The following is a 12,961-nucleotide window of genomic DNA, read 5'->3' as shown; positions in this document are numbered from 1 at the left end:
ACTATTGATTCACGTCATAAATTGTCTTTATTGATAATAAAGAAAGCGAGCAATGAGACCTAAATACAAATCACTTATAACCATGACTGCGCAACCATTTTGTTTTATATTCACAAAACAAATAAGGCCATATTGATTTATAAAATCCACACAAAATAACCGTGTGCTTCCCCACGTAAAAACGTACTAAAATCAAAATAAGGACTAGCGAACACATCTATAATGCTTGCAAATTTACGGCACTAAATTAGAGATGAGCCAAACAGAATTCCAGCAAAAAATAGCGAGTTTCACCTCCATCGAACAAGCGCTTGATTACTTTGAGATTGGGTTTGATAGCAAGTTCATCGAGCAAAACAGAATCGAACTCGTTAAGCGATTTAATGGTTATCTGATTCTTGCGAAACCTGATGATTGGTTTTCTGGACGAAGAGCGCTAAAAAACGCTTATTGCAAGGTGCAACGTAGTAAGTTAGATCGCCACACACGTTCTGCCTGCCGCGGGTGTACCACTTGCCAGCGCCGATAGTTGGAAAGTGGGTTGTTGAAAAATAGACAACTAAAAATGAGATAGTTGAAATAACATCTCATTACGATTTAGTTAGTGGTTTGCTCGAAAAAAAGTGTGCTAGTCTTACGGCAACTCAACTACGAGATAAAAACTACAATGAAAATTTTCAGCAATTTCGAAAGCGGCAACATTCACGTCGTTTCAGCAGATTCACCACAAAACATTCAACTGACTATCCCAGCAGACAACCAGACTGAAATCTCTCAGTGGTTCCACTTCCGTTTAGAAAGCGATGCTCAACAAGCACACCACTTTGAAATCGGTCAACTGGCAACGTCTGCATACCCTGAAGGCTGGAAAGATTACGATGTGGTTGCATCGTACGACCGCGAAGAGTGGTTCCGTATTCCATCTCAGTTCGATGGTGACACGCTAAGCTTCGACATCATTCCTGAGCACGATTCAATGTACTTCGCGTACTTCGCACCGTACTCATATGATCGTCACCAAGATCTTCTGCACAGCGCGCAAACGCACCCAACTTGTAAGCTTGAAACTCTAGGTCACACACTAGACAACAACGACATCACTTTGCTAACCATCGGTGAGCCAAGTGAAGAGAAGAAAAATATTTGGGTTATAGGTCGCCAACACCCTGGCGAGACTATGGCTGAATGGTTGATCGAAGGCCTGCTACAACGTCTGCTTGATGAAACAGATACAGTAGGTCGTTCTCTGCTAGACAGCGTTGTTTTCCGCGTGGTTCCTAACATGAACCCAGATGGCAGCATCCGCGGTCACCTTCGTACTAATGCGATTGGCGTTAACCTGAACCGTGAATGGCAATCGCCTTCTATGGAACGTAGCCCAGAAGTATTCCTTGTTCGTGAGCGCATGCTAGAAACGGGCGTTGATCTGTGTCTAGACATTCACGGCGACGAAGCGATCCCATATAACTTTGTAGCAGGTAGCGAAGGCACGCCTTCATACAACGAGCGCATTGCTAAACTAGAAAATCACTTCAAGCAAGCACTACTGACTATAACGCCAGAGTTCCAAGATGAGTTTGGTTACGATAAAGACGAACCGGGCAAAGCGAATATGACGGTTGGCACAAACTGGATTGGTGAGCAGTTCAAGTGTTTAGCTTACACAGTCGAGATGCCATTTAAAGATCACATCAGCCACGCAGACGAACTTTACGGTTGGTCTCCAGAACGCAGCGTTGCATTTGGTCACGACATGTTAGCCGCAGTTTGGGCGACAGTAGACGAGCTATAAAACGAACTATAGGCAGACTAAACTCCTTAGTTTGTCCGTATCGTTAGTTTGCTTACATATATAGTAAAGCCCAGCACTTGAAAAAGTGCTGGGCTTTTTAATATCGGTTTGAATGAGTGAATCTAACTTTAAAAGCTTTCTATGCCACTCTGAGGCTAGCAAAAAATACTGGGTATCGCTGTCTGATGTGGCGTTGTTCAGACACCATATCTTTAAAGCTCGGGCCTTGTGATAACTGAACGATCACTTCGTCACCTTCTTGTCGCAATACAGCACCGCTAATATCAATACTGTTGTTGTCATGTAACCTTAAAGTGCCTGCCATTGAAAAGCCGCGGTAAACCGGAATAATATTACGCATCATCAGGCGTACGCCCTTTTCAGAAACTTCACTGACATGAAAAAGCTCATCCTTAATTCGCATCACCGGACGTGCCTTTTGAGGGTACTTTAAGCGGTAATATTTGCGTTTCTGGGTGAATGAATCTTCACGCATTAGTGACTCCCTGTCTCTGTTATTCGGTCAAGCAATAGACTTTGGCTTCAATTGGTCTCAAACAAACACATTCACCAAATTGATAGCTGATTATTATATCGACTTTATAACCTAATGCTTTAGGCATTTATGCAGAGAGACAAGGATTCCCTAAGATTCAGTGAAAAGTGAGATATGAGTCGTATCGGTTAACGCTTCTATCAAGCTCTAAACCTAAAGCTGAAACAACGCCAACTGAATGCTGAAGCCCACAAATAGAACCCCACACACGATGTTCATCATTTGCGAGGTACGCTTTTGAACCAACAAGCGCTTAAACGTATCCGCCATTAAGATCACAACCAAAAACCACATCGACACCACTATCGCTTGAATCCCACCAAGCATTAGGCTGTCTGACACAATCGTATCTTTTGACACAAATTGAGGGAATATAGAAAGATAAAATAGGACGATTTTAGGATTCAGTAGATTAGTAAGGAGCCCTTTGAAAAATTGGTTATAAAGCTTACTTCCCGATGCGCCTACCACTGAAAGTACGCCCTCTTGAGCGCGCAGCGCCGCACGAAAATGGTTATACCCAAGCCAGACAAGGTACAAAACCCCAGCCCACTTTAGCCCTTCAAAGGCCATGGGAGTGTTCGACAATAACAGGCTTATGCCGTTGGCCGAGATAAAGGCGTGAAAAAAGAAACCACATGACACGCCCAACACGTTCACAAATGCGAACAGCTTCCTTTGAGTTAATGCTGTGCTTAATACCAACAGCGCATTAGGGCCCGGAATAATGGCAATAAAAAACACGATAATAATAAACAGCCAGATACTGTCCAAACTCATTTCGATCTCATTTCATGAACATTTTTAGGGCGAACATTGTACGTCCATTCAGTGCCATTACAATATGATAAACGTTTAATTATCACGTCTGGCTAACATACATAATTCGCACGTATAATGAATACGTTTATCGTGTAACGTACAAAACTGATTCTCTAACATTTACAGCCCTGTTAGACTCCACCTCCCTTTTGATACTTGGTTCATTTATGTCATTTGCTAGCCTAACCCTTAACGCAAAAACCGTCGCGGCGATCCCATCTCAATTCAATAAGCCGACAGAGATACAGCAAGCGGTAATTCCTACAATTATTGCGGAGAAAGATGTGCTTGCATTAGCTCAAACAGGCAGCGGTAAAACATTGGCATTCGGCTTACCTTTGCTAAATAACATCAATCAAGATGTAAATGAACTCCAAGCTCTGATCATTGTTCCAACACGCGAGCTTGCGTCTCAAGTCGCTGAGTCTTTAGAACCGATCGCAACAGCGCTCGATATCAAATTGGTAACGCTAACGGGTGGTGTGAACGCGGATGACCAACAACAGCAATTACTAACGAAACCACAGCTTACCATTGCTACACCGGGGCGCTTGCTTGGTGTCATCAAGAGTGGCGAATTAGAGTTAACTCAATGTGTGTCATTGGTTCTTGATGAGGCTGATCGCCTGATCGACATGGGTTTTTGGTCAGATATTCAAGCGATTACCGCTGCACTGCCAGCGAAACGACAATCACTACTATTCTCAGCAACACTTCCGTCGGAATTAGTAGGTCAAGCTGAAGAGCTTCTTTCAAATCCAGTTAAAGTCACGACACACCAAGAAAACAGCGTGGTCGCGACTATTGAAGAAACTCTGTACTTAGTGAACAAAGGCAGTAAAGCTCAAGCTCTGATTGCCCTACTTAATCAAAACCAATGGCCACAGGTGTTGGTTTTTATTGGTGCGAAGGACAATGCTGACGCATTAACTAAGCGATTGAGTAAAGCCAAGATCAGTGTGAGTGCGTTACATGGAAATAAGAGCCAAGAAGAACGAGAGCAAACATTAGAAAGCTTCAAAAATGGCGAAACTCGCGTACTTATCGCAACCGATGTGATGGCTCGTGGTATCCATATTGATCAGCTACCTGTCGTGATCAACTTTGAGTTACCACCTCACTCAGCAACTTATGTACATCGCGTAGGAAGAACGGCGAGAGCAGGAAGCGCAGGCTGTGCTATCTCACTGGTTAGCCATAGTGAAAGCGAACACCTCAATGCGATTCGAACTCTGACCAATAAGCCGCTAGCGCTGCAACCATTAGAAGGTTTTCCTGTTACAGACAAACCTGCATCTGAAGCGACAGCTCGCAAGCGTCCACCTAAAGACAAAATGGCAAATCGAAGAACAGCCAAAAAGAAGAGCATTAAACAATTTAAAAGCAAACCGAATAGCTCAAAGTAACCAGAAAGAGCTCAAAGTAACCAGAAATAGAATAATTAGCTCAGTTTGTACTGGGCTTTTTTATATGCAACAAAACATAATTCCACCCCAAAAACCTCCCTAAAGTTGCCAAATTAAATGACACTTTTGTGAATTATGATGCCAACGTATTGATTCTTGGTTGCTCAAAAAAAATACTCTTAAATCACGTTGACGCCCCTATGTCTGGCAACTAGATTTTTCTATTAGTGTCTACAACAGGAGGTCATTGAAATGAAACGTGCTAGCTCTACATATCGATTACAACTGATTAAGGAAGTGGCAACCCGCCGAGATCGTCAACGTTCCAATGACCCGATGGCAAACTACATACAAACCCTAATAGATAATAAAGATGATTGTGATACTTCGGTTGAACGTAACCAGAGGTTCAGTGGCAGTCATTTTGATGAGCACATAGGTGGTTGGATAAGTGACCACTGGGGTAACAAGTAGGACAACGAGAGTAATCCAACCAGCATAACCGCTGTAGAATTCGTCTCCGCATTAACCTATCATCTGCAACAATTCCCTATCCTAGAGTAAGCAGAAAGTGTCTGAGTTAAAAAGAGAAAAAGAAGTGATGGTTGCCTTCCAAGTGATACCTCGCGTTAAAGAAGGCAACAACTTCGAAGTGGTTGATAAAGCCATTGAAGTTGTGAAAGCTACCGATGTGCCTTTTCAAGTCGGTGCGATGGAAACCACGATGAAAGGTGAACTCAACCAATTACTCGATATCGTTAAAAAAGCAGAACAAGCTTGCTACGATGCAGGGGCTGTAGAAGTAATCACAAACATTAAGATTCACAGTAAAACCACCGAGGCCGATGATACATTTTGCACGTACCATCGTGGTGTAACGAAAGCGAATCACATGTTTGTTTAATAACATTTTTGTGAAAACTAAGCTTTAAGAAAGACTCTGAAGAACCAGTGGTGTTATTGGAAAGGCATGTCTGAAAGGTGAGAAAGGATTTCCATTCGTTCTTCTTCTGACATCGAATGCCAATCACGCGGAGTCTCTTCAGGGTCATCTTTCGCCCCGATCGGTTTGCGATCCAGTGCTTTGACTGGCTCTTTTTTGAGTTTTACGTTCTTTTTATTCATACCGACACCACTCCTTCAGGTACAAAGGTACCTATCTTAATATTACACCCCAACCATTATGTAAAGTAATAGTTACCGCGGAGTTAAATAAAATATTAATACATCCTCTTTAGCCAAAAAGATCTCTTTGGGGACTTGTATTTCCCTCTTCGTCGATCTGCTTACCAACCAAGTTTTTTTGTTTCATTATTTTTCTTCTATAGCGCTGACGACACAGCTTTATGACGTGCAATTGTTCTGACGGTGTCATCGACATCCAATTGAAGCGCTCTTCTCTTTTGCGCATACAACCATTGCAATAGCCTTTGTCATCGCTTGAACAAACCCCAACGCAAGGGCTTGGAACTTGGAAAAACTCTAACTGCTCCACCGTGCCTCCTTACACATTTAAAATTACGCTTACTATCTCAAAAATAAGCGATTAATTTGTCGCCTAGCTCATGAAATCCATACTAAACTATGACCTTATACTGACACATATAGTGTTTTGTAAACTATACTTTGAACCCATCAAGTTACACTTATTCGGTAACTTCGTTCTTTCCTTTGGAGCCTTATAATATGAAGTTTAGTTCAAAAAAATTACTAGCAGTAGCCGCTTTACCTATGATGCTAGCAGCATGCACAACAACAGGTGACAACGCGATGCAAGTAACACCAACCGATCTACAGCACCATAATTGGGAACTTGCGCAAATTGATGGCAAGGACATTGTGAAAAGCGAAGACCAAGCAGCTCCTCGTCTAGAGATCGGCGAAAAGATGACTGCAAACGGCATGGCTGGTTGTAACAACTTCTTCGGTCAAGGTGAGCTGAAAGACGGTCAATTCCGTATCAAACAAATGGGCATGACAATGAAAATGTGTCAGGGCTCAGCGATGGAAATCGAACAATCGGTTTCAGCTACTCTAAGCGAGTGGAGCGACGTAACGCTAACAAACGATACGCTAGTACTGAAAAACGATGTACACACACTAACGTACACAATTCGTGACTGGGTAAACTAACCCATCATCGACACCAGATATTGATTTAAGGAGCCTTCACGGCTCCTTTTTTATTGCTTGCTCAAAACCTAATCATTAAAAACGCTACTTCTCACCTTCTTTTCGTACCAACCTCCAATAAATATCAAAAAAACCTCATTTAGGTGCAATTAATTCACCGCTTTAACGGTCTGTTGCTAGGATGGCAAAGGCCCCTAGTAATTGATTGAATTTACTGTTGAATTAGAATTTATTTGAGAAACAGATAGAATAACTATTATGCCGTGTTGATCTTTCGTTAGCCACGAAAGGTCAACACGCCCAAGGGAGTTCGAAAACACAATGCTCTTGCCCGTTCACTACCAAATGGAAAAGTTTATGAACAAGATAGTAAGTACGTTAGGAATCATGGCAACCGTTGCATACAGCGCAACCATTTATGCTGATGAAGCAACATCCACCGAGAGTTGGAACCAAATAGAACAGCAGGCAGCGGGAGAAACTGTCTACTTTCACGCTTGGGGCGGAAGCCAAGAGATCAACCGTTACCTACAATGGGCAGGCAAGAAGTTACAAAGTAACTACGGTGTCACGTTGAAGCATGTGAAAGTAACCGATATTGCGGAAACCACCACTCGACTGCTTGCTGAAAAAGCGGCAGGCAAGAACAGCGAAGGCAGTGTTGATATCGTTTGGATCAATGGCGAAAACTTCCGTTCGATGAAAGATAACGCTTTGTTGTTTGGCCCGTTCACGGAGTCGCTTCCAAACTGGCAATATGTCGATAAGTCTCTGCCGATTGATGTCGACTTCTCTGAACCAACAGAAGGCCTTGAAGCACCTTGGGGCGTTGGACAATTGGTGTTTATTCATGACCAAGAGACACTACACAACCCGCCACAATCATTCTCAGAGATGTTGAGCTACGCTCAAGCTTTTCCGAACCGATTAAGCTACCCTCGCCCACCAGAATTTCATGGTACGAGCTTCATTAAGTCTCTACTGATTGAACTAACCAACAACAGCCCAGAACTCGCTAAGCCTGTTTCAGAAGACAACTTCCAAGAAGTTACAGCACCACTATGGGCTTACTTAGATAAATTCCATAAAGTAGCGTGGCGCGGTGGCAAACAATTCCCAGCAGGCACATCAGAAAGTATCCAACTTTTGGATGATGGACAGCTCGATCTCGCGATTACGTTCAATCCAAACTCTGTTTATTCAGCACAAGCAAGTGGTCGCCTAGCCGAAACCACTAAGGCCTATGCTCTAGAAAGCGGCGCTTTATCTAACATTCACTTCCTTGCTATTCCTTGGAATGCCAACGCAACCGCAGGAGCTCAAGTGACCATTAACTTCTTGCTGAGCCCAGAAGCGCAATCTCGTAAAGGTGACCTCAATGTTTGGGGCGACCCTTCGGTACTGAGCAGCAAATACCTCACTGGCAGCGCTAAAAACACCCAACAATTTAAATCGATTGATGAACCACACCCTAGCTGGCAAAACGCGCTCGAGAAAGAGTGGCTGAAGCGATACGGTAACTAATCTTTATGCTACGCGCTCTATATTTTGTTGTTATAGCTGTGTGCATTATCCCAACCATTCCTGGGGTGGCGGGAGTCGTGGCTTCGTCACTGAGTTTCATCCCGCCCCTAGGTTTAGAGGAACCAACACTCAACGGTTTTAGCCAAGTCTTTCAATGGGAAGGAGCTTGGCACTCTATTGGCTTGAGCCTAGGTTCAGCGATTGCAAGCAGCTATATAGCCTGCTTCCTAACCTTTTGTATTCTTCAAGCCTCTTGGGGAAACAAGTTTTGGAGAAAGATAGAGTTAACGCTATCGCCAATGCTTGCTATTCCGCATGTGGCTTTCGCTATCGGCTTTGCTTTCCTATTCAGCCCGACAGGGCTTGGAGCCAGAGCCGTGCATCACTTGCTTGGCGAATCGGCTACGAGCTCAGAATTGGCGTTCTTGGTGAAAGACCCATACGCGTTCGGCTTGATCATTATGCTCGCACTCAAAGAAGTACCTTTCTTGTTGCTAATGAGCATTTCGATACTGCAGCAAATTGATGTAGAACGTATCACTAAGGTCAGTGCATCTCTGGGTTATAGCCGTGCTCAGATTTGGTGGAAATGTATTTTCCCACAATGGTTTACTAAGCTTCGCTTCCCAATGCTGGCGGTACTCGCTTACAGTGTCTCGGTTGTCGATATTGCTTTGATCATTGGCCCGACAAACCCGCCAACCTTTGCGGTATTAGTATGGCAATGGTTTAACGATCCAGATCTTAACCTACTGCCGCGAGCAGCAGCCGGAGCTATTGTTCTATTTGGTTTAGCGTCGTTAATCATCGCCTTAGCACGTTTCGTTGAATGGGCGATCCTTAAATACTTTCGAATTTGGCAATATTCAGGCAGAACAGGCGCGAACCTTCCTGGGAAAACCGTGTTTACTGTACTTGCTGCGTTATCACTGCTTATCATTCCATTGATGGTGATTTGGAGTGTTGCCCAACGTTGGCGTTTCCCAGACCTACTCCCTAGCCGATATAGCATGCGTTTCTGGGAGTTTGAGTGGGATGGCATCATGAGTACCGTCGGACAAAGCTTATGGATTGGTTTGATTGCCGCTTCAGTCGCTTTGTTGCTTGCGCTGGTTGCTCACGAATACAGAATCAAATACAAGTGGCAAGTTCCGGGCTTCATTATCGCCATTCCGATGTTGATACCTCAACTCTCGGTGTTGTTTGGTATGCAAGTCACGACCCTCTACGTTGGCAGTAGTGCCTATGAGTTCTGGGTGATTTGGGCGCATGTTTTCTTTGCTTTCCCGTTTGTGTATCTCTCTTTGGACGGCCCATGGAAAAGCTTTAACGATGGGTTGATTAAAGCCTCGCTTAGCCTGGGTAAATCGCCATTTCAGAGTTGGTATTCAATCAAACTGCCAATCTTGCTTCCTGCTATTGCCTTTGCTTGGGCGGTCGGGATCAGTGTGAGTTTGGCCCAGTACCTTCCAACATTGATGCTAGGTGCGGGCCGTATTAGCACCATCACCACAGAAGCGGTTGCCCTAACCAGTGGTTTCGACCGCAGGGTGACAGCAATCTATGCCATTTGGCAGGCCTTATTGCCTCTATTCTTTTTCTCTTTAGCGATATTGGTCAGCCGACTTCAACTTAGATATCGCCGTCTTACTTTTAAAGGTTTCCTAAGTAATGAGTCTGTACCTCAACGACCTCGCCATCCGTAAAACCGATGGGGATTCGCTGTTCTCAGCGCTAAACGTAACATTAGAATCTGGCCAAATACTGGCTTTAATGGGGCCGAGTGGCTGCGGAAAGTCGACCTTACTGGATACGATTGCTGGTCACTTAAGTGAAGAGTTTTCGTATTCTGGCAGCGTTGTGTTGAACGATATTCAGCTAGATGACCTGCCTTCACATCAGCGTGAAGTCGGTATTTTGTTTCAAGATGACTTGTTGTTTCCGCACCTAAAAGTATGGGAGAACTTAGCCTTTTCATTACCTAATTCGGTTAAGGGTTCCGCTCGTCAACAGCAAGCCATGGCTGCACTAAAAGACATAGAGCTGACTCACTTGGCAGAGTCTTTTCCTGATCAAATATCTGGTGGTCAACGCGCAAGAATAAGCTTAACTCGTATGTTACTAGCCAAGCCGAAACTCGCCCTACTCGACGAACCGTTCAGTAAGTTAGACCAAGAATTAAGAGCACAATTTCGCGATTGGGTGTTTGAACAATTGACTAAAGCAAATATCCCGACGTTAATGGTCACGCACGACGAAGCCGATGTGCCTCAAGGGGCAGAAGTACTGTCTTGGCCATGGAGAAGTCACAATGCTGGATAAGTACTCCATTAAGGTCATTAAATGGCCTTTGAATCAGTCGGCTAAGTTACTGAACCAATTGGGTATCACGGCCAATCAAACCACGTTATTCGGATTTCTGGTTGGGTGTTTAGCATTTCCAGCGTTAGCGTTCCAGCAATACGATTGGGCGTTAGGCTTCATTGTGTTTAATAGAGTATGTGATGGGCTTGATGGGGCCTTGGCTCGAATCCAAGGCATCAGTGATGCGGGTGGTTTCCTCGACATCAGCCTAGATTTCCTATTCTACTCGTTGATCCCTTTTGGATTTGTGATTGCCAATCCAGAACACAACGCCATTGCCGGTGCATTTTTGATCTTCTCTTTTATCGGCACAGGCAGTAGCTTTTTGGCGTTTGCGGTAATGGCGGGCAAGCGAGGTATCGAGAACCCCGTTTATAAGCATAAGTCGCTCTACTACATGTCTGGATTAACTGAAGGCACAGAGACCATCGCCTGTTTCATTGCCTTTTGTATTTGGCCACAACACTTTGCTGTTATCGCCTATACCTTTGGCGCAGCGTGTTGGCTGACTACATTTATGCGTATCTATTTTGGGTTCCAAACTCTTAAGACTCAGCAAGAGAGCTAGTGCTCTAACGACAAAAACAAGATACAAAAACGCCGCTCAATATGAGCGGCGTTTTTTCTAACTGGTGTTTAGAATCAATTAAGCGTCAGCAGAAGCGCCTATCTTAAACCTCAAAACCTTGAGGCTCGAATCAAGGTCGACATCGACAAACTCAGGCGGGTTGTCTAGGCGTTCAATAAACTCAACGCTTGGTGCTTCTTCTACCATCGTCTCAATCAGGAAGTTTGGTGATACAGCAGGTGAATTCACACAAGCAATCACTTCTCCACCGTCTGTTAAAAGCTCAGGCAAACGACGTAAGATCTTTTTGTAATCTTTAGTAAGTGCAAAGCTGCCTTTTTGGAATGACGGCGGATCGATGATCACTAGCTCGTATGGGCCGCCTTTCTTGATTTTTCCCCACGACTTAAAAATATCGTAGCCAAGGAAGTTAACCGATCGCATGTCGTGCTCATTAAGACGGTGGTTATCACGACCTTTATTCAACGAGCCGCGAGACATATCCACGTTCATGCATTGACGAGCACCACCAGCGATAGCCGCGACAGAGAAGCCACAAGTATATGCGAACAGGTTAAGAACATTCTTATCCTTGGCATTATCTTGCACCCACTGACGACCATTACGCATGTCTAGGAACAAACCGAAGTTCTGATTACGGCCAATGTCGAGTTGATATTTAAGACCGTGCTCAACCACAACGGGTGAGTCATTGAGTTCGCCCCATAAAACCTCTGAAGGCGCGCCATCGGCATAACGGTGTTGCAGAACAATACTTGTGCCCTGCTTTGCTTGCCAGATGTCTTTATTAGTCAGATCAACCAATCCAGCTTTAAGAGATGATAAGAATTCGTCATCCACCTCTTTGAATATGTTAACCAATAACTGCCCATCAACCCAATCACATGTCAGTTGATCTAGACCTGGCCAAAACTTACCGCGACCGTGAAAAATACGGCGTAGTTCATTCGGCACTTCATTAAGTTGCTGTTCAATATGACTAAAAAACAGAGGTAAAGCTGATGCTTCCATTATTTCACTCACTTAGTATTTAGCTTCGGCCAAGTTAATGACCAAGGTTCAAGCCAACTGTCTAAACCAGCAGACACAGTCTCTTGATGCCACTTCTCACCTAAGGAATCTAGGTTCCTTGGGTCACAGACATATTCGTAGGCTTGTGATTGATAGGTAAATCGAATCGCGAATGCATGCAGATATCCTCTGTCAGCCTCACTCGATGGATTATAAATAGGGTCACCAACAATGGCTGAGCCGATCGACTTCATCGCAACACGGATCTGGTGTGTGCGCCCCGTATAGGGTTTACACAAAAGTAGACGCTCACCGGGTTCAGCGGTTGCAGACAAAAACTGGGTAATCGCTGGGTTTTCTTTACTTGTCAGTAGTTTCCAGCTTGAACGTCGTGAACGCTCCATATCACCTGAGATCAACCCCTGCTTTTTCTTTGGCTTCTTCGAACCAATCGCAAGGTAGTACTTCTCGACTTCACGCTTTGCGAACAGATGTGAAAGCTCACTCGCTGCCGAGGCACTCTTTGCTAACAGTAGAATACCTGAGGTCATTTTATCGAGGCGGTGAACGAGATATAACTTCGGCTCATTAAGCGCATTAGCGACTTCTTGTAGCAGCATGGTGTCACCATCGTCTTTGTGGACGCTGACTCCAGGGTGCTTATTAATGAGTAAAAAATCTGAATGGTTCAGAAGAATGTCGAACATGTAAAAGCTAGCTCCATTGTAGAGCGTGGAGTATACCGTGTCTGAACCCAGATTCCA

16 protein-coding genes are annotated in these 12,961 nt (G+C 44.3%); 10 read left to right on the top strand and 6 right to left on the bottom strand.

Going from position 1 to position 12,961, the window contains the following annotated elements; all coding sequences use genetic code 11:
- The first annotated feature begins 253 nt into the window (after positions 1-253).
- Together BCV39_RS03410 and BCV39_RS03405 are read left to right on the top strand one after the other, a co-directional pair.
- On the top strand, positions 254-529 hold the full coding sequence (locus BCV39_RS03410; protein WP_048658756.1) for a nitrogenase-stabilizing/protective protein NifW: 276 nt from the start codon (positions 254-256) through the stop codon (positions 527-529).
- A 138-nt stretch (positions 530-667) separates the two neighbouring features.
- Positions 668-1,792, top strand: coding sequence for a M14-type cytosolic carboxypeptidase (locus BCV39_RS03405; protein ID WP_102431616.1), 1,125 nt, complete (start codon positions 668-670; stop codon positions 1,790-1,792).
- Positions 1,793-1,931: 139 nt separating this feature from the next.
- On the opposite strand, the gene BCV39_RS03400 is transcribed toward BCV39_RS03405, so the two are convergent.
- Complete coding sequence (locus BCV39_RS03400) at positions 1,932-2,288, bottom strand: hypothetical protein (RefSeq protein ID WP_017060329.1); 357 nt, start codon at positions 2,286-2,288, stop codon at positions 1,932-1,934.
- 213 nt (positions 2,289-2,501) lie between these two features.
- Positions 2,502-3,128 (bottom strand): LysE family translocator, encoded by a 627-nt coding sequence (locus BCV39_RS03395; protein ID WP_102431615.1) that lies wholly within the window; start codon positions 3,126-3,128, stop codon positions 2,502-2,504.
- Positions 3,129-3,337: 209 nt separating this feature from the next.
- Between BCV39_RS03395 and BCV39_RS03390 the strand changes: the two genes are divergently transcribed.
- The 3 genes from BCV39_RS03390 (at position 3,338) to BCV39_RS03380 (ending at position 5,480) form a co-directional block, all read left to right on the top strand.
- Entirely contained in the window at positions 3,338-4,576 is a 1,239-nt protein-coding gene (locus tag BCV39_RS03390) for a DEAD/DEAH box helicase (protein WP_102431614.1), read from the top strand.
- Between the two features lie 252 nt (positions 4,577-4,828).
- The gene (locus tag BCV39_RS03385) at positions 4,829-5,050 is read left to right on the top strand and encodes a hypothetical protein (protein ID WP_102431613.1); all 222 of its coding nucleotides are present in this window, start codon (positions 4,829-4,831) and stop codon (positions 5,048-5,050) included.
- Between the two features lie 127 nt (positions 5,051-5,177).
- Entirely contained in the window at positions 5,178-5,480 is a 303-nt protein-coding gene (locus BCV39_RS03380; protein ID WP_102431612.1) for a thiamine-binding protein, read from the top strand.
- 53 nt (positions 5,481-5,533) lie between these two features.
- Here the strand turns inward: BCV39_RS03380 and BCV39_RS23100 are convergent, their stop codons facing one another.
- Together BCV39_RS23100 and BCV39_RS03375 are read right to left on the bottom strand one after the other, a co-directional pair.
- A complete protein-coding gene (locus BCV39_RS23100) occupies positions 5,534-5,701 on the bottom strand; it encodes a hypothetical protein (protein ID WP_009846446.1) in 168 nt (55 codons plus the stop codon).
- A gap of 109 nt (positions 5,702-5,810) precedes the next feature.
- Positions 5,811-6,071, bottom strand: coding sequence for a DUF1289 domain-containing protein (locus BCV39_RS03375; RefSeq protein ID WP_102431611.1), 261 nt, complete (start codon positions 6,069-6,071; stop codon positions 5,811-5,813).
- 191 nt (positions 6,072-6,262) lie between these two features.
- Between BCV39_RS03375 and BCV39_RS03370 the strand changes: the two genes are divergently transcribed.
- The 5 genes from BCV39_RS03370 (at position 6,263) to BCV39_RS03350 (ending at position 11,165) form a co-directional block, all read left to right on the top strand.
- Positions 6,263-6,709: an META domain-containing protein gene (locus BCV39_RS03370; protein ID WP_102431610.1), complete on the top strand. Its 447-nt coding sequence runs from the start codon at positions 6,263-6,265 to the stop codon at positions 6,707-6,709.
- Positions 6,710-7,066: 357 nt separating this feature from the next.
- Positions 7,067-8,233 (top strand): ABC transporter substrate-binding protein, encoded by a 1,167-nt coding sequence (locus tag BCV39_RS03365; RefSeq protein WP_102431609.1) that lies wholly within the window; start codon positions 7,067-7,069, stop codon positions 8,231-8,233.
- Positions 8,234-8,238: 5 nt separating this feature from the next.
- Positions 8,239-9,939: a thiamine ABC transporter permease gene (locus BCV39_RS03360; protein WP_102431608.1), complete on the top strand. Its 1,701-nt coding sequence runs from the start codon at positions 8,239-8,241 to the stop codon at positions 9,937-9,939.
- The gene (locus BCV39_RS03355; RefSeq protein WP_102431607.1) at positions 9,905-10,555 is read left to right on the top strand and encodes an ATP-binding cassette domain-containing protein; all 651 of its coding nucleotides are present in this window, start codon (positions 9,905-9,907) and stop codon (positions 10,553-10,555) included. The genes BCV39_RS03360 and BCV39_RS03355 overlap by 35 nt, the downstream gene beginning before the upstream one ends.
- The gene (locus BCV39_RS03350; protein ID WP_102431606.1) at positions 10,545-11,165 is read left to right on the top strand and encodes a CDP-alcohol phosphatidyltransferase family protein; all 621 of its coding nucleotides are present in this window, start codon (positions 10,545-10,547) and stop codon (positions 11,163-11,165) included. Before BCV39_RS03355 ends, BCV39_RS03350 begins: the two co-directional genes overlap by 11 nt.
- A 78-nt stretch (positions 11,166-11,243) precedes the next feature.
- On the opposite strand, the gene BCV39_RS03345 is transcribed toward BCV39_RS03350, so the two are convergent.
- Positions 11,244-12,197: a class I SAM-dependent methyltransferase gene (locus BCV39_RS03345; protein ID WP_102431605.1), complete on the bottom strand. Its 954-nt coding sequence runs from the start codon at positions 12,195-12,197 to the stop codon at positions 11,244-11,246.
- A gap of 8 nt (positions 12,198-12,205) precedes the next feature.
- On the bottom strand, positions 12,206-12,904 hold the full coding sequence (locus BCV39_RS03340; RefSeq protein ID WP_102431604.1) for a TIGR01621 family pseudouridine synthase: 699 nt from the start codon (positions 12,902-12,904) through the stop codon (positions 12,206-12,208).
- Positions 12,905-12,961: the final 57 nt, after the last annotated feature.

Origin of the sequence: Vibrio sp. 10N.286.55.E10, assembly GCF_002872555.1 — a bacterium.
GTDB lineage: Bacteria > Pseudomonadota > Gammaproteobacteria > Enterobacterales > Vibrionaceae > Vibrio > Vibrio crassostreae.
This window is presented reverse-complemented; position numbering and strand designations above follow the sequence as displayed.

Bases quoted from the DNA above. Each gene is read 5' to 3' on its own strand.
- BCV39_RS03410 (WP_048658756.1), top strand. From the start codon at position 254: ATGAGCCAAACAGAATTCCAGCAAAAAATAGCGAGTTTCACCTCCATC.
- BCV39_RS03405 (WP_102431616.1), top strand. From the start codon at position 668: ATGAAAATTTTCAGCAATTTCGAAAGCGGCAACATTCACGTCGTTTCA.
- BCV39_RS03400 (WP_017060329.1), bottom strand. From the start codon at position 2,288: ATGCGTGAAGATTCATTCACCCAGAAACGCAAATATTACCGCTTAAAG.
- BCV39_RS03395 (WP_102431615.1), bottom strand. From the start codon at position 3,128: ATGAGTTTGGACAGTATCTGGCTGTTTATTATTATCGTGTTTTTTATT.
- BCV39_RS03390 (WP_102431614.1), top strand. From the start codon at position 3,338: ATGTCATTTGCTAGCCTAACCCTTAACGCAAAAACCGTCGCGGCGATC.
- BCV39_RS03385 (WP_102431613.1), top strand. From the start codon at position 4,829: ATGAAACGTGCTAGCTCTACATATCGATTACAACTGATTAAGGAAGTG.
- BCV39_RS03380 (WP_102431612.1), top strand. From the start codon at position 5,178: ATGGTTGCCTTCCAAGTGATACCTCGCGTTAAAGAAGGCAACAACTTC.
- BCV39_RS23100 (WP_009846446.1), bottom strand. From the start codon at position 5,701: ATGAATAAAAAGAACGTAAAACTCAAAAAAGAGCCAGTCAAAGCACTG.
- BCV39_RS03370 (WP_102431610.1), top strand. From the start codon at position 6,263: ATGAAGTTTAGTTCAAAAAAATTACTAGCAGTAGCCGCTTTACCTATG.
- BCV39_RS03365 (WP_102431609.1), top strand. From the start codon at position 7,067: ATGAACAAGATAGTAAGTACGTTAGGAATCATGGCAACCGTTGCATAC.
- BCV39_RS03360 (WP_102431608.1), top strand. From the start codon at position 8,239: ATGCTACGCGCTCTATATTTTGTTGTTATAGCTGTGTGCATTATCCCA.
- BCV39_RS03355 (WP_102431607.1), top strand. From the start codon at position 9,905: ATGAGTCTGTACCTCAACGACCTCGCCATCCGTAAAACCGATGGGGAT.
- BCV39_RS03350 (WP_102431606.1), top strand. From the start codon at position 10,545: ATGCTGGATAAGTACTCCATTAAGGTCATTAAATGGCCTTTGAATCAG.
- BCV39_RS03345 (WP_102431605.1), bottom strand. From the start codon at position 12,197: ATGGAAGCATCAGCTTTACCTCTGTTTTTTAGTCATATTGAACAGCAA.
- BCV39_RS03340 (WP_102431604.1), bottom strand. From the start codon at position 12,904: ATGTTCGACATTCTTCTGAACCATTCAGATTTTTTACTCATTAATAAG.